Source organism: Nocardiopsis protaetiae (assembly GCF_045446735.1).
GTDB lineage: Bacteria > Actinomycetota > Actinomycetes > Streptosporangiales > Streptosporangiaceae > Nocardiopsis > Nocardiopsis protaetiae.
In genome coordinates this window covers 1-17,680 of the sequence record NZ_JBJJBV010000168.1, presented here as the reverse complement: position 1 = coordinate 17,680, position 17,680 = coordinate 1, and the positions used below count along the sequence as shown (strand labels likewise).

Sequence of the window (17,680 nt, the reverse complement as noted above, 5' to 3'; positions counted from 1 at the left end):
CCACCGCTCCGGGATTTGCCGTCTTCACAACCATCGACGATCGGACGATGGCCGCCTACGTGTCCGGGAAACGACAAGTTCAGCAAGACAGCGTCCTGTTGACTCCACAAGATGGGCTTCTACCAGGACAAACCGGAAGTGCAGCTGGAGCATCAGGTCATCCAGGGAGATCGGTGTACGGATCGAGAGGGGCATCCGGTGAGGAATTCTCGTCAGGGGGTTCCCCGCTCGGCATGAGCCCTCCCAGTACTTCCAACTCGGCTGTTTCAAGCTCCGGGCGATTCAGCAAGGGCTCCAGGACGAACGGCAAAGTCGGCATGTCGCTGAATCGATGCACCCATGCACGGGCATGGGTGAGGGTGGATTCCACTTGCTCGGACGTGAGGTCTCCCCGACGAAGCAATCCCCGCAGAACCGTCTGCTGTTCCAACGAACCCGGGTTGTTCCTGAGCCATGTGACACCGTGGCCTATAGCGGAGGCCGCCGCGGCTTGTGTGAGTTCGCCCCGGTCCAGGATTGCACGGATGACGAACGCCCTGTGGACATCGTAGGTGTGCTCGTTATCCGCCGCCCAGAGGAGAGAATGGTGGACGACACGCCTGACATACAGCTCCGGAAGCCCGTCGACCGAGAGAACCAGGCTCGCAAATTGATTAGCCGACGACGGATCCTGTTCATCGATCCAGGACATCAGTAGGCTTATGGCTCGCTCCGCTTGATCAGCGTTCAGTTCAGGCCGCCGGGCCAACTTCTGGATCAGAAAACCAGAACTCAGTCCCGCGTCACCTTCGGCGAGCCAGGCAAACGAGGATTCAACGATCACCGACATCTGCTCCGGACTAGCGTCATCCCTCCTTAAAAGAAGTTGAAGAATGTAGTTCACCATAGGCCGAGACTCTATTTTAGGCAGACACTCCAGAGATTTTTCAATCACAAGCGGAGCTTCTTCATGTGTGGCGTCGACCCGCTTCAGGAGACCGATGGCAACCCTGCCTGGAAACGAACCATCGGAGCTGCTTTTGACAATCTTCACAGCAAAGGCAACAAGCGCATCGACCCACTCTTCGCTCAATTCGGGGCGATTGAGCAAGCAACCAACTATGTTCCAAGAATATTTCTTGCCGTAATGCTCGACGAGCCACAACAAAGCATGGTCCATGACACGCTCAATCACCCCGGGAGCTGGACACTTTGTTTCAAGCAACAACCCTATTAGATATCTGGCCTCCGACTCCCTTCCATGCACAGAAACCCATTCCAAAGATGCATCTACCATCTCCTGCACACGTTCTGAATTTGATGAGAATATTTTCAGCAAAGTCTGCAGAACGTGCCTGGCGACTTCGGATCTGCCGTGAGAAGAAAGCCATAAAAATGCGTGATCAATCAACTGATCCTGGCGCGAGGAGATCAGGCCTTCCGACCTGGCCAGGACAAAAATAAGCAATCTCGCATTTTTCTCGAGAGAATACAAAGAAAGCCAGGAAAAAGAAAATTCAATGACTTTCTTTCGCTTCGCCCTGGAGAGGTCGCTTCGAGACAAAAGGCCCTGCAGGACAAAATTTGCAACCGATTTATCTCTATTTTGCGCAAGCCACTCGAAAGCCATTCGAACAACGCGTGAACCCTGTTTTGAATTCAAACTCGAATGGCGCAATAGCAAGGCAAGAGCAAAACTTGCTCCCGATTTTTCGACAAACTTTTCTGCGTGCGAAGTCAATAGATCAATGAGATGCTCGCGGCGTTCATCCGAGAGGAGGCCCCTGCTCAGGGTACCGTCTAATATTCCAATCGATACCGCAGAACTGATATGACAACTCATCCATTCGAAGGCATAGGCCAAAATCTTCTCGGATAATTCCGAGTCATGGCCTCGATCATTCGGGAAGATATCCGTCCGTGCGAACAAGGGCTGGAAAACGTAGCTCGCGGGCCCGGAACTGCCATACTCGTCCAGCCACAAGAGCGTGTAATCCATGGTCTTCCGAAACTGATCAGTGCTGAGATCGCTTTCCCTCAGAAGACTGCCGAGGACATAGCTCGAGTTCTTCCCGAGGCTTCGTGCCTCCAGATGTACAAGGGTATGGTCCACCACGGCTGTTGAATGTTCGGGGCCGAGGTCATCCAGGTCCAGCAGCGCCCGAAGCACAAACGCCGCACCCTCGGTCTCCACATAATCTCGAAGCCAGAGGAGGGCGTACTCGATCGCCCGCACCTCGTCATCCGAACCGAGGTCATCCAGGTCCAGCAGCGCCCGGAGCACGAACCCCGCACCCTCGGTCCCCACATGATCCTGGAGCCACAAAAAGGCCTTCTCCACCACAGCCGACCGGTGCTCAAGGCTGAGGCCTTCCTGTTCCAACAGCGCCCGGAGCACGAACCCCGCACCCTCGGTCCCCACATGATCCTGGAGCCACAAAAAGGCCTTCTCCACCACAGCCGACCGGTGCTCAAGGCTGAGGCCTTCCTGTTCCAACAGCGCCCGGATAAAGTAACTGTGCGAAGCCTTCAGATTTCCGCCCAGAGTCCCGAAAGCAACCTTTTTCACCTCAGAAGCATCCTCGGGGGAGAGATCATTTCGCCCGAGGAGCCTGGATACAACAAACCCGACGTCGCTCGTTTCTTTGTTTTTCCTTATCCACTTGAGGGCGAAGGAAATATCCTTGACCGCTTGACTCTGGGTGAGTTCCTCGTGTCCGAGGAGAGCTTGCAGAACAAAGCTTGCGTCAGGTTCCAGGTGATTTTTTGTCAGCCACACCTGAGCATGACTGATCGCTCTTCGCGACTGGTTGGCAGAAATATTTTTCCGACTCAGAACCTTATGGAGTATAATCCAAGCAGAAGGATTATTGTGATGCTTCCCCAGCCAGCGGAGCGCGTATGAAACAATCTGTTTCACCTGTTCTTGAGAAAGATCTCGGCGAAACAGGGCTCCTTGAATGGAAAATCTCGCGGTTTCGATCCAGACGTGACCACGGAGCCATGACGACAGGTGCGTTATAGCAGATTCTAATTGTTTCTTGGTCAGCTGCGGGTGAACTATGAGGACCTGGATCACGAAGCTGGCATTGAATATCGAATGATGAGTCCCAAGCCATTCTAATGCGCGGTCGACAAGCCCCGGAACACGGCGCCCTGCAGCGGATCTCAGACCTTTATAATAGAGATGTCGGGCGGAGACCGAAATGCCGTATTCCTCAATCCAGGGAGCGGCCACCGAATCCCAGCGCTGAGCGGCCACATGAGCCCAGGCCGGGTTGTCGAGGATCGCGCCGAGCGCGTAGCCGCCCTCGTTCTCAGTCTGCGCGAGGAGGTCACCGACCTCCTCGGAGTTCGACTCCAGCCATCGCACACAGAACTCCGACAGGAACGACCCGCGCGCTTCCTGCTGGAAGTCCCAGAGCACCCTGGACAGATTAGTCGCCATCCGCCCGAACGAACGTCCTCGGTGCATGGCACTCCGCAGGAGGGTGTCAGCGATGTCCTCGCGAACGACACCGGTGCTCTTGCGGGCGAGAACGGCTTCCATGAGGTGATCGCTGACGATGTCATGGACGACCGTGACGCCCTCGGGTCCGTCTTCGATCCAGCCCATGGTGCGCAGTGTGATGATGAGGCTCCGGGCGCCCTGCTCGTCGTCCCCCAGGACGGACTTCGCCGCTTTGATCACGTCGGGCTCCGCCTGTGGGCTGACGGCGGCCATGGCGGCGCAGGCCTGCAACTCGACCGTGGGAGGTTGGTCCCGCAGCCGCGATTCCTGCTTGGGCGCGGCCAGGTCGTCCTCCCCCAACCTGCGTTCGAGCCAGGAGAGGAGGTCCCCACGGCGTATGCCCGCGAGTTGGGCGGTACCGGTGAACTGCCGGGTCCTCACCTGGCTCTCGATCTCCTGAGCGATCAGGAGGGCGAGGATGGGGCGCGTCCCGCACATCTCGGCCATCTCACTCGCCCCGAACCTCCGGGAGGCCTCCGGGGCGACGTAGGCGATGATGCCGTCGCGGATCTCGGCCTCACGGCTGTTGTCCAGGGGCAGAACGTCGAAGAGGTCGTGCGTGTACGGGCCCGAGTTCTCGGACAGCCATCCCGGCCTCGCCGAGGCGAGGATGGCGACCTTTGTCTTCTGGGCCGACGCCAGGACGAGGAGCCTGTGGCGAACGGTCGCCAGGTTGATCCCCTGGTAGTCATTGAGGTAGTCGAGAATCAGGAGTACACGCGATCCGGCTTCGGCGATCGCCGCGGCGATGTCAACATCGGTCCCTTGGAATTCACCGGTCTGGACGTGCAGGACGTCCCAGCCGTCCGCGACCGCGAGGTCCCCTACCTCGAAGCACGTTCGGCTCTTGCCGGCTCCCGCCGGGGCGACGAGGAGCGTGCCCTTGTCCCCTGCCTTGGATTTGAGGTCGTCAAGGATGTTCCGGGGGTGCGAAGGGGAATCGGTTTGGGGAGGAATGAACGGGAGTTCGGACCCCTTCAGTTTTTGCCGGAAACCGACCAGACCATCGACTACCTCACGATGGGAGATGACACCGCGGAGGCCCGATGGGCTTCCATTGATATTGACCTGGGAGTTGTTGTTTCCGTACTGAGCCGGTCCCGACCGGTGGGTGATATCCAAGTGCGGTTCACCATTTATTGGTCTGGGAATTGAAATCCCCGACCTGCACGCCCTTCGCCCCCCGGAGGTCGACCTTGTACTTGTTGGACGCCGTGCCCTCCGAGTCCAGGAGGCTCATCAGTTCCTGCGCAGCCCGGAGGAGGTCGGGGTCGTTGTCGACCTTCTTCTCCTTCAGGATTTCGGCCAGGGGAGCCTTCCACGTTTCAGGAGAGGCCTCATGGTGCTTCAATACGATCTCGCCCGCCGAGTCCTCTCCGCCGAGCCGTTTCTTCACGAGATCGCGCAGCCCGGTGTAGGCGTCCTTGACCGCGCTCGAAGCCGCATCCGTCACCCCCGAGACCGCTCCCGCCGTCAGCGCCGCAACGATCAGGGTGATGGGGTCCATGCTGGTCTCCTCGCTCGCGGCCTCGTTCATAGAATACTGATGTTCCCCCTAAATCGGCGCTCTTCAACATCATCCACACGCCTTTTCAGATAAGGGGATCATCCCATGTTTGAATGTCGGATGTTCTTCACCACGGAAATCGTTTTCCGAACGGGAGAGATTTCGGCCCGCCCGTCGTGGCAGGTCGCAACTGCCCGGTTCTGCTTGAGAAGGTCGATGCACGGTTACATGCTGTTGCGACATCTCTGGGCCCAGGGCTGTTCCATGGGCGGGATCGTGACACATCAGCGCTGATCACAGACCTGTAGCGATCCGGTCGAAACCCCCGCCAACGAGCAACAAGGACGTGTCGTTGGGCGAGGACGCCTGCAGGGTCCGCTGCGGGCACGGCCCCGACAACCTGGCCGCGCTACGCGCGGTCACCCTGGTGTTCTTGGGCCGGTTGGGCCAGGACACGGTGCCCGACGCGATCCGGTGGGTGTCGTATGAGGCGTTCACCCGCCCGCTGGACGTGATCGGACTTCGCTGAACAGTGTCAACGCCACCACTCACCGAGAATGAAACAGCCCTGCTCTGGGCCGCCCAATCGAAGGCCGACTCCTTGCGGCGGCGGTGCTCACGCTGGTAACGGGGTTGGGCGAAGATCGCTTTGCTCCTGTGGCAGCGCAGACGGGCCCGGTCAGCGGAAGAGTGGGGCTTGTCGCTCGGCACCCTGTCCAGGCGGTTCCGCGGTCTACCCGCGCTCCGCGGCGACCATGGAACACCCGTCAACGACGCGAACCTCGGACCGTTCCCGTACTGTCCGGGGCGGGGAGCACTACGCAGGAGATACCGGGGGGAAAGGGAATAGGTCGGCGGCCGGAGTTCGGTCGTCGGTCCGTGCCAGGAGCATTCGAGCACCTCGACACGGCCCGCCTCCTCCCGTGCAAGTTCCCCCTTTTCGCAGACCCCTGCCACCGGGGAGTGAGTGCGGTGGTGGAGCCAATCTCCATGATCGGTTTCTCACCGCTGGTGGCACCGATCCGAATCCAGTCGACCATCCTTCGCCAGGTGCCGCCGACGGTCCGGCGGCGGTGACTCGTGACGAACTCGGTCGGCCCCGTGTTCCGGGGCAGAATGCGGGGATGATCGTCCTGCATCCCGTCGTCGAGCTCCGCCCCGCCGACGGGTTCCCCCGTGGCCCGTCGACGACCGCCTCCCCACCGGCTTCCTCCACCTGAACGCCGGACTCTCCCCCGGCGCCATCGGTACCGCGATCATGTGCGCCGCCGCATGCAACGACATCGAGCCGTTCCCCGAGGGGCACCCGCCCCGCCCGCCGGAACCGCTGGAAGGCTTCCTCCGCGGCCTGCTCACCCTGGACGGACTCTTCGTGGCCGGGGGTGTGCGCGTCATCGACACCACGCGTCGCACCGTCCTGGTCCCCGGCTGTTGCAGCGGCCTGGGCGAGTGGCGCGACTGGCTCCGCCACCTCGACGGCGACGGCCGGCCGCCCGATCTGGGGCACGACCCCTCCCCGTTCATCGAACGCTCGGGGGACACCGTCCGCATGACGGTCGACGCCGAGACGGAGGGCGGCCCCGTCATCGAGGTGGGCGCCCCGGAACTGCGCGCGTCGCTCGGCCGGGTCGAGAACGACCTCCGGGGGTTCCTGGGTTCGGCCCGCATCTGGTCCGGACATCACCTGCCCGCCCACGCGGCACCTCTCACGGCCGCGCTCGGCCGGGCGTTGGACGTCGAACCGCCCGCCGGATAGCGCGCGGCGGCCGGGCCCGCCCCCGTCCCCGGCCGCGGCTGCGACTGCGGGCGGGGGCGGGCCGGGCGGGCTACGGGGTGAGGCGGCGGGGGCCGCGGAAGAGGAACCCGGCCTCGCGGATGGAGTCCAGGCCCAGGAGGACCATCAGGACGCGGGCCAGGCCCATGCCGAAGCCGCCGTGGGGCGGGCAGCCGTAGCGGAAGGAGTCGAGGTAGGCGCGGAGGGGTTCGGTGCCCATCCCCTTCTGTGCGGCCTGGTCGAGCAGGACGTCGTGGCGGTGTTCGCGCTGGGCGCCGGTGGTGATCTCCAGGCCCTTCCACAGCAGGTCGAAGCTGAGTGTCAGGTCCGGGTGGTCGGCGGAGCGCATGTGGTAGAACGGCCGGATCGACGCCGGATAGTGGGTGACGAACACGAATTCGTGCCCGGTCTCCGCCTTGACGTGCGCGGCCAGACGCCGCTCGCCCTCCGGGTCCAGGTCCTCCTTGACGCCGGACGGGTCCCAGCCGCCGCGCCGGAGGATCTCCTGGGCCTCGGCCATGGTGAGCCGGGGGAACGGGGTGTCGGGCACGGCGACGTCGACGCCGAAGTGCTCGGCGATCGCCGCGCCGTGGGTCCGGGCGACCCCGGTCAGGGCGTGGGCGAGCATCCCCTCCTCGAAGGCCATGACGTCCTCGACCCCGTCGGTCCACGCGAGTTCGACGTCCACGCCGGTGAACTCGGTGGCGTGCCGGGAGGTGAAGGACGGCTCGGCCCGGAACACCGGCCCGACCTCGAAGACCCTGTCGATCCCGGCGGCAATGGCCATCTGTTTGTAGAACTGCGGCGACTGCGCCAGGTAGGCGGAACGGCCGAAGTAGTCAAGTTTGAATACTTCGGCTCCGGACTCCGAGGCGGTGCCCATCAGCTTGGGCGTGTGCATCTCGGTGGCCCCCGCGGCGTACGCGAACTCGCGCATGCCCTGCTCCAGGGTCGTCTGCACGGCGAACAGCAGCCCGGCCTCGGGGCGGCGACGAACGTCGAGGAAGCGCCGGTCCAGGCGCTGTTCGATCCCCGTGTGCTCGTCGATGGGCAGCGGTGCCTCGGCGCGGTTGAGCACCTCGACCTCGTGCGGCACGAGCTCCAGGCCGCCGAGCGCAACGATCGGGTTGTCGACCACCGTGCCGGTGATCCGCACCGCGGACTCGGCCGTCAGGGATTCCAGGGCGGCCTCGACGGCGTCGCCCTGCCCGCCGCGGCGGTGGGTGGTCTGGACGGTGCCCGTGTGGTCGCGCACGACGACGAACTGCATCCGGCTCTGTAGCCGCAGGGTGCTCGCCCAGCCGCGGACCGACACCGTCTCGCCGATGTGTCGCCGCAGGTCGCGGACCAGGGTACGGCTCGTGGGATGGATCATCGGAGTCCTCCGAAGGACCTCGGAATGATCCCTTGGGGGCGTGGGCGATAAGGGAGACTCGCGGTGCCACCACGCCTTCGCCGCCGCCATGGCGGCGGCCTCGTTCGGGCCCGATCACGGGGGCCGGCCGGCGGGGCATCGGGCCCGGGACGGGCCGTTCCTCCCCGCGCTCGGGAGGGTCTTGGCCGCGGGGCGTGAAGCCGCCTTCCCAGCCACCGGCGGCTCTCTGGGTTCACGCGGTCCCGCGGTTACTCGTCTCCGTCATCGCGTTGCCCCGACCCTACGGCATCCCCGCCCGCCGCGCCCGCGACTTTCACCGGCCGTGGGGGGCCGGGTGCGGGCGCTGCCGCTCGGCCGTTCGCCGTCCGGCCGTGGTCCCGCGGCCCGTGCCTCCCCCGGCACGGCTTCCGGGCCGGACCCGGGCGTGTTCAGCGACCCGGGCGCGGCCCGCCCTCGTCGACGTCCCCGGCGGGCCCGGTGCTTTCGGCACCCCCCGCATCCCCGACGCCCCCGCCCTCCTCGCCGGGTTCGGCGGTCGGCGCCTTGCGCGCGTACATCTTCGAAAGCAGCCGATACTGCGGGGTGAGCAGGGCGGCCAGGGCCAGCAGGGCGCAGGCGAGCCCGGCAGCCACCATGACCAGGGCGATGCCCCGGGAGTCGCCGGTGCCGAGCAGCCACTCCCACTGCCGCCGCCCGGCGTCGGTGCGCATGTGCGGGATGACCCACAGCTCGGCGAGCGGCGCGATCAGCAGCGCCGTCACCGGTGCCGACGCCGCCTCGAACGTGGTCGCGAAGCCGAAGACGCGGCCCTGCTTCTCGTAGGGGACGACCCGTTGGACGACGGTCTGTTCCGCGGCCTCGACCGCCGGGATGAGGGCCATCATCAGCCAGGTCCCCACGACGAACAGCCAGCCCCACTCGCGGATCGTGAACAGCATGCCGATCACGCCGATCGCCACGGCGACCAGCAGCATGGTGCGGATCGGGTTCCCACCCAGCCCCCGCGCGGCGATGAGCGCCCCGCCGACGAACAGGCCGGTGGAGCCCACGGCGAACCAGACGCCCCAGCCCTGCACGCCGAACAGGTCGATGCCGTAGGGGTCCATGAGCGCCATCGCGACGCCGCCGAAGAGGTTGTTGAGGGTGGTGAACAGCACCAGCGCGAGCAGGCCGGGCACCGCGATCACGGCGAGCCATCCGCCGCGGATGTCGACCCACTTCACCTGCTGTTCGGCGTGGACGATGGTCCGCTCGGGGATGTGCAGCCCCGCCAGGTGGAGCACCGTGAGGGCGAGTGCGGCCACGCCGATGACGAGTGTCCACCCCATGCCGAGGAAGCCGACCGAGAGGCCGCTGAACACGCTCGTGACGAGCATCGCCAGCCCCTGCACGGAGCCGACGAGCCCGTTGGCGTTGGCGTGGCGCTCGTCGGGCACCAGCAGCGTGACGGTGGTGGAGAGCGCGATGTTGCGCAGCTGCTCCACGACCGCCCCGGCGAGCATGACGACCGCGAAGATCCAGAACCACGGCAGGCTCAGGTCCACCATGGCCGCCTCGCCGACCGCGAAGAAGAACCCGGTGTCCAGGACGAAGACGACGAGCGTGGCCAGGGTGGCCCACAGCATGACCGCCTTCTTGTGGAAGCGGTCGACGAGGGTGCCGAAGAACATGCTGAACAGCGACACGAACAGCATGTAGGAGGCGCCGATCACGCCGGTCGCGATCACGTTGCGGGTCTCGGCGTAGATCCAGAACGTCAGCGCGAACCACAGGAAGCCGGTCGTCACGTTGGCGACGGCGGTGTTGACGAGCACCTGCACGAAGATGCGGAACCCGTCGGGCGGCACCGCGACGCCCTGCGAGGTGGCCGGGGGCGTCGGGGGCACCGGCTCCGCTGCGCCCCCGGCCGGTGGCGTGGACTCGCTCATGCGCCGGCTCCTCCCCCGTCGCTCCGATCCCGTCGATCCGGGTGTCAGACCAGGTTACGAGCGGGCAGGGACACATTGACGGTGCATCCGGCCCCCGGTGCGGTGGTGACGCGGGTCGCTCCGCCCGCCAGGCGGGAGATGTGGTCGATGATGCGCAGCCCGACGTGCCCCGCCTCGGGGTCGGCGTCGGGGTCGAACCCGGCGCCGTCGTCGCTGACGGTGATGTGCACCGACTCCCGGTCGGCCTCGACCGTGACCGCGACCGAGCCGGCCCCGGAGTGTTCGGCGGCGTTGATGAGCAGTTCGCGGGTGATCCGGTAGACGACCTCGGCGGTGTCGTCGGCGGCGCTGGCCCGGCCGACGTGGAGTTCGGTGGCGGGGATGCCGGTGTCGCGCAGCAGGCCTTCGAGGGCGTCGGGCAGCGCCTCCCAGGTCAGGTCGGGCGGCACGAGGTCCTCCAGGAGCCCGCGCAGGGTGCGCACGTCGCCGCGCAGCAGGTCGGCGATGCTCTCGATCCGGGCCGGGTCGGGGTGGTCGCTGCGGGCGAGGGTGGTCAGGGCGAGGGAGGCGCCGGCCAGGTCCTGGACGACGCCGTCGTGCAGGTACTGGCCCAGCCGGGCCCGCTCCCGGTCGCGTTCGGCGGTGGCCCGGTCGATGAGCGCGGCGCGCTCCCGGTCGGCGCGGACGAGGTGGCGGGCGAGCAGGGCGGCGACGGGCAGGGTGGCGACGGCGAGCACGGCCATGCCGCCCAGGACGAGCGGCAGCACCCGGCGGTGCAGCTGCTCGGCCTTCTCCGTGGTGGTGGTCTCGAAGTAGCTCTCCAGCAGGAAGTCCCGGCCGTCGGCCCGGAACGCGGTGAAGATCTCGACCAGGTCGGTGTCCTGCCGGAACTCGGTGCGGTGGGCGGGGTCGTCGGGCACCGGGATGACGAGCGTCCGGTCGGTCCCGAAGATCTCCTCCCGCTCGGGGCGCAGGGGTTTCTCCTGGCCGATCAGCTCCTCCAGGTCGGAGTAGACCAGTCGGAGCGTCCCGCCGTCCTCGACGCGTTCCCACACCTTGACGCGGACCAGGGTCCCGGCGCGGACGTGCGGCAGGAGCAGGTCCTCGAAGGTGTCCCGTGTGGTGGGCCCGGAGTGCTGTTCGAGGGAGGTGACGACGGCGCCCTGGACCAGCCGGGCGGTCTCCTCGGCGTCGGCCACCAGGTCCTGCCGGGCGGTGGCGTCGGCCAGGGCCACGACGACGGCGGAGGCGGCCGCGGCGACGGTGAGCACGACGGCGAGGTAGATCGCCAGTGCCCTGCGGATGACGGGGGGCGGGCCGCTCATGCGTGTTCGGGGTCCAGCAGCCCCGCCCGGCGCACCGCGGCCAGGGCCTCGATCTGGGAGGTGGTCCCGGTCTTGCGCAGCAGGGCTTTGACGTGTTCGCGGACGGTGTGGGGGCTGATCGCGAGGGCGCGGGCGATCGCCACGGGGCTGAGCCCCTCGGAGATCAGTTCCACGACCTGGCGTTCGCGGCTGGTGAGGGTGATGTCCGCCACGGTGCCGGGTTCGGCGGTCCGCAGTTCCCGCAGCACCAGGTCCAGGGATCCGTCCTTGGCGAGCACGGGGATCCCGTGCTCGGCCGCGTCGGCGGTGAGCCGCGCGGTGGGGAACGCGGTCAGCACGATCACGCGCGCCCGCGGTTCGTGGGCGTGCAGGGTGCGGGCCAGCTCAAGCCCGTCGCCGTCGGGCAGTCGGAGGTCGATGACCGCCGCGTCGAAGCCCGTGGCGGCGGCGATCTCCAGCGCGGCCCGGCAGGTGCGGGCGCGGGCGACGCAGCGGATTCCCGGCTGGGCGTCGAGCGTGTAGCCCAGGAGTTCGGTGAACACCCGGTGGTCGTCGACGAGGAGTACCCGCGTGTCCGGCAAGGAACACCCCCCAATTTTCGGTATTCACCCGGCACGAAACAGAGCTTAGCCTACCCTTACATTTTTGTTTCCCCCGCCTGAACTGGAGTTCTACCGATCATGCGCACACGTCGCACCCTTGCCCTGGGCGCCGCCCTGATCTCCGTGTCGTTCGCGGCCACCGCCTGTGCCGGGACCGGCCCGGAGGACTCCCCCGCCGCCCCGGGCGAGGCCGCGGGAGAGGGCGACGGGAACCTGGTCCTCTACTCGGGCCGCAGCGAGGACCTGATCGCCCCGCTGATCGAGCAGTTCACCGAGGAGACCGGGATCGAGGTGGAGGTCCGCTACGGGTCCACCGGCGAGATCGCCGCGCTGCTGCTGGAGGAGGGCGACGCCACGCCCGCGCAGGTGTTCCTGTCCCAGGACGCCGGGGCGCTGGGCGAGCTGACCTCCGCGGGGCTGGCCTCGACCCTGCCCGCGGAGATCGCGGACACCGTCCCGGACGGGTTCACCAGCACCGACGACAGCTGGGTGGGGGTGACCGGCCGGGCGCGGGTCATCGCCTACGACGGCGAGGAGTACACCGAGGACGAGGTCCCGGACGCGGTCGCCGACCTGGTCGACTCCGAGTGGAGCGGTGAGATCGCCTTCGCCCCGGGCAACGCGAGCTTCCAGTCGTTCGTCACCGCGCTGCGCGTCCTGGAGGGCGAGGAGGCCGCCCAGGAGTGGGTGGAGGGCGTCGCCGGCAACGACCCCGTGCTGACCGAGAGCAACGGCGACAGCCTGGAGCTGGTCAACACCGGTGCGGCCGGGCTCGGCCTGATCAACCACTACTACTGGTTCGAGGCGGCCGCCGAGGCCGGTGCGGACAACATGCGCGCCCAGCTGAAGTTCCTGCCCGGCGACCCCGGCGGGATCGTGAACGTGACCGGCGCGGCCGTCCTGGCCGGGGCCGAGGGCGACCCCGACGCGCTCGCCTTCGTGGAGTACCTGGTCTCCGACGCGGGCCAGACCTACTTCGCCGAGACGACGTACGAGTACCCGCTGGTGGAGGGCACCCCGGCCCCCGAGGGCCTGCCGGAGCTGGAGTCCCTGGTCAACCCCGGGCTGGACCTGAGCGACCTGGAGTCCCTGGCCCGGACCCAGGAGCTGCTGGCCGGCGCCGGCCTCATCTGACCCGCCCGATGCCCCGTCCCCACTCCGCGCGCATCCCGTCCCCGCTCCTGGCGGCGGCGGGATGCGCCGCGTTGCTCGCCTCCGTCCCGCTCATCTACCTGGCCGTGCGCATCACCGACGCCGGGGCCGACGGGCTCCTCGCCGTCCTGTCCCGGCCCCGGATCCCGCTGCTGCTGGCCAACACGGTCGCCCTGGCCGCGGCGGTGACCGTGTCCGCGACCGTCCTGGGCGTGCTGTCGGCCTGGGTCCTGGCCCGGGTCCACCTGCCGGCCCGGCGCCTGCTGGGGGCGCTGGTCGTGCTGCCGCTGGCGGTCCCGTCGTACCTGGCGGCGTTCGGGTGGCTCGCCGCGTTCCCCCACATCCACGGGTTCTGGCCCGCGTGGCTGGTGCTCACCGTCGTGACCACCCCGTACGTGGTGCTGCCGGTGACGGCGACGCTGCGCGGCGCCTCGGGCGCCCACACCGACGTGGCGCGGACCCTGGGGTGCACGCCCATGGGCGCGTTCCGGCGCGTGACCTGGCCGGCGATCCGGGGGTCGGCGTTCGCGGGCGCCCTGCTGGTGTGCCTCTACGTCCTCGCCGACTTCGGCGGCGTCGCCCTGTTCCGGTACCCGGTGCTCACCACCGCGGTCCACCAGGCGTACGGGGCGACCTTCGACCGCAACTACGCGGCCGTGCTCGCCGGGATCCTCGTGCTGGTCGCGCTCCTGGTGTACCTGGGAGAGCGGCGGCTGCGGCCGTCCCGGCAGTTCTCGGTGGACCGCGAGGACTCCCGTGTCCCGCTGCGGATCGGGGGGTGGACGCCGTGGGCGGTCGCCGTCCTGCTGCTGCCGGTGGCGGGCGCGGTGGGCGTGCCGGTCGTCAGCCTGCTGAACCGGCTGCGGGCCGCGGAGAGCGTCGCTGTCCTGGACCTGCCGGGGCTGGCCGAGGCGACGGTGAACACCGTCCTGCTCTCCGGCGCCGGCGCCCTGATCGCGGTCCTGCTCGCCCTGCCCATCGCCACCCTCGCCGCCCGGTACCGGGGCCGTATCGCCCGGGTCCTTGAGGCGGTCGCCTCGCTGCCGCTGGCCGTGCCCGGGATCGTGATCGGGCTGGGGCTGGTGTTCTTCTCCCTGGGAGTGGTGCCGGTCCTGTACCAGACCGCCGCCATGCTGGCCTTCGCCTACGGGGTGCTCTTCCTGCCCAAGGCGATCGGCACGGTCCGCGCCTCCATCGAACGCGTCCCCACCGACCTGGAGGACGTCGCCGCCACCCTGGGCCACGGCCGCCTGCGCCGGTGGTGGGAGGTCACGGCCCGGCTGGCCCGGCCGGGGGTGGTGGTGTCCGTCCTCTTCATCACGGTCACCGCGATGAAGGAGCTGCCCGCCACCCTCCTGCTCCGCCCGACCGGGATGGAGACCCTGGCCGTCAGGGTCTGGGCCAAGACCGACATCTCGGCCTACGGGGCCGCCGTCCCCTACGCGCTCGCCCTGCTCGTGGTGGCGGCCGTCCCCGCGCTCCTCCTCGCCCCCCGCGGCGACCGCTCCGACATGGAAACGATCCGATGAGCAGCCTCACCGTCCAGGACCTCACCGTGCACCTCGGTGGCCGGCGCGTCCTCGACCAGGTCTCCTTCACCGTGGACGCCGGTGCGTTCGCCGTCGTCATCGGCCCCAGCGGCTGCGGCAAGTCCACCCTGCTGCGCGCCGTCGCGGGCCTGATCCCGGCCCGGGCGGGGCGGGTCGCCCTGGACGGGGCCGACCTCGGCTCGGAGTCGGTGTCCGTGCCGCCGGAGCGGCGGCGCATCGGCTGGGTGCCGCAGAGCCCCTTCCTGTTCCCGCACCTGACCGTGGCGCGGAACGTGTCCTTCGGGGCGCCGCCCGCACCGGGGCGCAACCGGTGGCCGCGGTGGTCGCGGCGCGGGCCTCTGGACGAGGCGACCGGGGAGCTGCTCGACCTGGTCGGCATCCGGGAGCTGGCGGACCGGTTCCCGGACCAGCTCTCGGGCGGGCAGGCCCAGCGGGTGGCGCTGGCCCGGGCGCTGGCGGCCCGGCCCCGGCTGCTGCTGCTCGACGAGCCGTTCGCGGCTCTGGACCCGCAGATCCGGGTGGAGCTGCGCGATGAGCTGATCGACCTGCTGCGGCGCCTGGGCGTCACCGCGGTCATGGTCACCCACGACCAGGGCGAGGCGCTGCAGACGGCGGACACGGTCATCGCCCTGCGCGAGGGGCGGCTGGTGCAGCAGGGAACACCGGTGTCGCTGTACCGCGGCCCCTCGACCCCGTGGCTGGCGTCCTTCCTGGGCGAGGCCAACTTCCTGCGGGGGCGGGCGTCGGCGGGCCGGGTGGAGACCGCCCTGGGCGGGATCGCCCTCGCCGGGCCCGCCGAGGGCGAGGTGACGGTGATGCTGCGCCCCGAGCAGCTGGTGCGGCGCCCCGACGGGGTGCCCATGCGGGTGGTCCGGGTCCGCTACCACGGGCACGACGCGCTCGTCGAGCTGGACGCGGGGCTGGGGGAGCCGCTGCTGGCGCGGCTGCCCTCCGACGCCGTCCCGGCCCCGGGGGACAAGGTGTCCTTCCGCCCCGAGGGGAGCGCGCCCTCCTACGACGGGTGACCCGGGCCGGTCAGGGACCAGCCAGCCAGGAGGTCCAGCGCCCGCCGCGAGGGCGAGTCGGGCTCGGTCGAGTAGACGAACAGCGTGGTGTCGGCGTCGCCCGGCAGGGTGAGGGTCTCGAACTCGACGGTGAGGTCTCCGACCAGCGGGTGCCGCAGCCGCTTGGAGCCGTGTGTGCGCTGGTGGACGCGGTGCTCGTCCCACCAGCCGTCGAACGCGGGGCTGTGCTCGCGCAGTTCGGCGACCAGCTCGGCCGTGGCCCGGTCGGCGGGGTCGTTCCCCGCCTCCAGGCGGAGGTTCCGCACCGCGGCGCGGGCCTGTTCCTCCCAGTCGACGAACAGGGTGTGCGCCTCCTCGTCCAGGAGCATCCACCGGGTGTAGTTGCGCCGCGCGGCGGGGAAGCGCTCGAAGTCGGTGAACAGGGCCCGGCCCAGGCGGTTCTGCGCGAGCACGTCGGCCCGCCGCCCCAGGACCAGGGCGGGCGCCCCCTCCAGCGCCCCGAGCAGCTGGTGCAGCCCGGGGCGGACCCGCTGGACCGGGTGTGCGCGCGGCCGCGGCGTCCCGGTGCCCGGGCCGATCAGGTCGGCCAGGTGGGCGCGCCCGGCCGGGTCCAGGTCCAGGGCACGGCCGATGGCCTCCACCACCGACGGGGACGGCACGATCCGCCGCCCCTGCTCCAGCCGGGTGTAGTAGTCGGTGGACACCCCGGCCAGGAACGCGACCTCTTCGCGGCGCAGGCCGGGCACGCGGCGCACCCGGCCGTCGGCGGGCAGTCCGGCGCGGGAGGCGTCGCACTGGCCGCGGGCCCGGCGCAGGAAGTCGGCCAGTTCCGTGTTCTTCTCCGCCATGCACCCCATTGTGGGGGCGCCGCGGCGTCCGGGGGCGGCCCCGGGTGGGTCTGTCGGTCCCAGGCGGCCCGGGACCGGGACCGCACGGGCCTGTTGTCCGGCGGAGCGGTCGCCGTGCCGGCGGGAGTCTGGACGTGTCGGTACCCGACTCTCCGGAAGGAAACGATCATGACCTACCCCACCGGCCGTCCGGCCACGTGGTTCGTCACCGGCGCCTCACGCGGCCTGGGCCTCGAACTCGTCAAGCAGTTGCTGGAGCGCGGCGACAACATCACGGCGACCACCCGGTCCCCCGAACGGCTGGCCGGCGCGCTCGCAGGCACCGACACGTCCCGGCTGCACGCCGCGGCGGTCGACCTCACCGACCAGGCACAGGTCTCGCGGGCCGTCGCCGAGACCAGGGAGCGGTTCGGCGGCCTGGACGTGGTCGTCAACAACGCCGGGTACGGCTACCTGGCCGCCGTCGAGGAGGTCTCCGACGCCGACGCCCGCGCGATGTTCGACGTCCAGGTCTTCGGGGTCTGGAACGTGCTGCGCGCCGTGCTGCCGGGCTTCCGCGAGGACCGGGGCGGCCATGTCATCAACGTGTCGTCGGTGCTGGGGCTGCTCTCCTTCCCCGGCTGGGGCCTGTACACCGCCGGGAAGTTCGCCCTGGAGGCGATCACGGAGTCCCTGGCCGCCGAGGTCGCCGACCACGGTGTCAGGGTCAACCTGGTGGAGCCGGGCTACATGCGCACGGACTTCCTGCGGCCGGTGTCGATCGGCCTGCCCGCGTCGGCCGGCGACGCCTATCCGGCGGTCCGCGCGATGGTCGAGGAGCACCTGGACCGGATCCCCGGCACCCAGCCCGGCGACCCGGCCAGGGCCGCCGCGGCGATCATCACCGTGGCGGTCACCGGCGGGGCACCCCTGCACCAGCTGCTCGGCTCGGACTCGCTGGCGCTCGTGGAGGGCCGTCTCCAGGCACTGGCCGCCGACCTGGAGGCCTCGCGCGGACTCGCCGCCACCACGGACTTCCCGCAGGCCTGAACGGCTCGGTGCCCGGTTCGGTGCCCGGCCCCGGGGCCGGGCACCCGCTGACCCGGGTCAGAATCCGATGGGCAG

The 17,680-nt window shown here is 68.7% G+C and carries 13 protein-coding genes; 6 read left to right on the top strand and 7 right to left on the bottom strand.

Annotated features, from left to right (window positions below):
* Nucleotides 1-157: 157 nt before the first annotated feature.
* Nucleotides 158-4,612 (bottom strand): hypothetical protein, encoded by a 4,455-nt coding sequence (locus ACJOT3_RS23090; protein ID WP_406975184.1) that lies wholly within the window; start codon nucleotides 4,610-4,612, stop codon nucleotides 158-160.
* Between the two features lie 7 nt (nucleotides 4,613-4,619).
* Nucleotides 4,620-4,997 carry a Het-E N-terminal domain-containing protein gene (locus ACJOT3_RS23085; protein ID WP_406975183.1) on the bottom strand — a complete coding sequence of 126 codons (378 nt, stop codon included), beginning with the start codon at nucleotides 4,995-4,997 and terminating at the stop codon, nucleotides 4,620-4,622.
* A gap of 352 nt (nucleotides 4,998-5,349) precedes the next feature.
* Here ACJOT3_RS23085 and ACJOT3_RS23080 point away from each other — a divergent pair, with 352 nt between their 5' ends.
* On the top strand, nucleotides 5,350-5,526 hold the full coding sequence (locus ACJOT3_RS23080; protein WP_406975182.1) for a hypothetical protein: 177 nt from the start codon (nucleotides 5,350-5,352) through the stop codon (nucleotides 5,524-5,526).
* Nucleotides 5,527-6,255: 729 nt separating this feature from the next.
* Nucleotides 6,256-6,753 (top strand): hypothetical protein, encoded by a 498-nt coding sequence (locus tag ACJOT3_RS23075; protein ID WP_406975181.1) that lies wholly within the window; start codon nucleotides 6,256-6,258, stop codon nucleotides 6,751-6,753.
* 70 nt (nucleotides 6,754-6,823) lie between these two features.
* Here the strand turns inward: ACJOT3_RS23075 and aspS are convergent, their stop codons facing one another.
* The 4 genes from aspS to ACJOT3_RS23055 all read right to left on the bottom strand — a co-directional run bounded on the left by aspS (nucleotide 6,824) and on the right by ACJOT3_RS23055 (nucleotide 11,980).
* Nucleotides 6,824-8,146 carry an aspartate--tRNA(Asn) ligase gene (gene aspS / locus ACJOT3_RS23070; protein ID WP_406975180.1) on the bottom strand — a complete coding sequence of 441 codons (1,323 nt, stop codon included), beginning with the start codon at nucleotides 8,144-8,146 and terminating at the stop codon, nucleotides 6,824-6,826.
* Between the two features lie 428 nt (nucleotides 8,147-8,574).
* Nucleotides 8,575-10,074: an MFS transporter gene (locus tag ACJOT3_RS23065; RefSeq protein ID WP_406975179.1), complete on the bottom strand. Its 1,500-nt coding sequence runs from the start codon at nucleotides 10,072-10,074 to the stop codon at nucleotides 8,575-8,577.
* A gap of 44 nt (nucleotides 10,075-10,118) precedes the next feature.
* The gene (locus ACJOT3_RS23060) at nucleotides 10,119-11,399 is read right to left on the bottom strand and encodes a sensor histidine kinase (RefSeq protein ID WP_406975178.1); all 1,281 of its coding nucleotides are present in this window, start codon (nucleotides 11,397-11,399) and stop codon (nucleotides 10,119-10,121) included.
* Nucleotides 11,396-11,980 carry a response regulator transcription factor gene (locus tag ACJOT3_RS23055; RefSeq protein WP_406975177.1) on the bottom strand — a complete coding sequence of 195 codons (585 nt, stop codon included), beginning with the start codon at nucleotides 11,978-11,980 and terminating at the stop codon, nucleotides 11,396-11,398. The genes ACJOT3_RS23060 and ACJOT3_RS23055 overlap by 4 nt, the downstream gene beginning before the upstream one ends.
* Before the next feature lie 99 nt (nucleotides 11,981-12,079).
* On the opposite strand from ACJOT3_RS23055, the gene ACJOT3_RS23050 reads away from it, so the two are divergent.
* From ACJOT3_RS23050 to ACJOT3_RS23040, 3 genes are read left to right on the top strand one after another with little or no spacing between them, the layout of a single operon-like run.
* On the top strand, nucleotides 12,080-13,135 hold the full coding sequence (locus ACJOT3_RS23050; RefSeq protein WP_406975176.1) for an extracellular solute-binding protein: 1,056 nt from the start codon (nucleotides 12,080-12,082) through the stop codon (nucleotides 13,133-13,135).
* 8 nt (nucleotides 13,136-13,143) lie between these two features.
* Nucleotides 13,144-14,682 carry an ABC transporter permease gene (locus ACJOT3_RS23045; protein WP_406975175.1) on the top strand — a complete coding sequence of 513 codons (1,539 nt, stop codon included), beginning with the start codon at nucleotides 13,144-13,146 and terminating at the stop codon, nucleotides 14,680-14,682.
* Complete coding sequence (locus tag ACJOT3_RS23040; RefSeq protein ID WP_406975174.1) at nucleotides 14,679-15,728, top strand: ABC transporter ATP-binding protein; 1,050 nt, start codon at nucleotides 14,679-14,681, stop codon at nucleotides 15,726-15,728. The genes ACJOT3_RS23045 and ACJOT3_RS23040 overlap by 4 nt, the downstream gene beginning before the upstream one ends.
* On the opposite strand, the gene ACJOT3_RS23035 is transcribed toward ACJOT3_RS23040, so the two are convergent.
* Nucleotides 15,716-16,576: a helix-turn-helix transcriptional regulator gene (locus ACJOT3_RS23035; RefSeq protein WP_406975173.1), complete on the bottom strand. Its 861-nt coding sequence runs from the start codon at nucleotides 16,574-16,576 to the stop codon at nucleotides 15,716-15,718. The two genes, ACJOT3_RS23040 and ACJOT3_RS23035, sit on opposite strands and share 13 nt — an antisense overlap.
* Before the next feature lie 168 nt (nucleotides 16,577-16,744).
* Here ACJOT3_RS23035 and ACJOT3_RS23030 point away from each other — a divergent pair, with 168 nt between their 5' ends.
* A complete protein-coding gene (locus ACJOT3_RS23030; RefSeq protein ID WP_406975172.1) occupies nucleotides 16,745-17,605 on the top strand; it encodes an SDR family NAD(P)-dependent oxidoreductase in 861 nt (286 codons plus the stop codon).
* Nucleotides 17,606-17,680 lie beyond the last annotated feature (75 nt).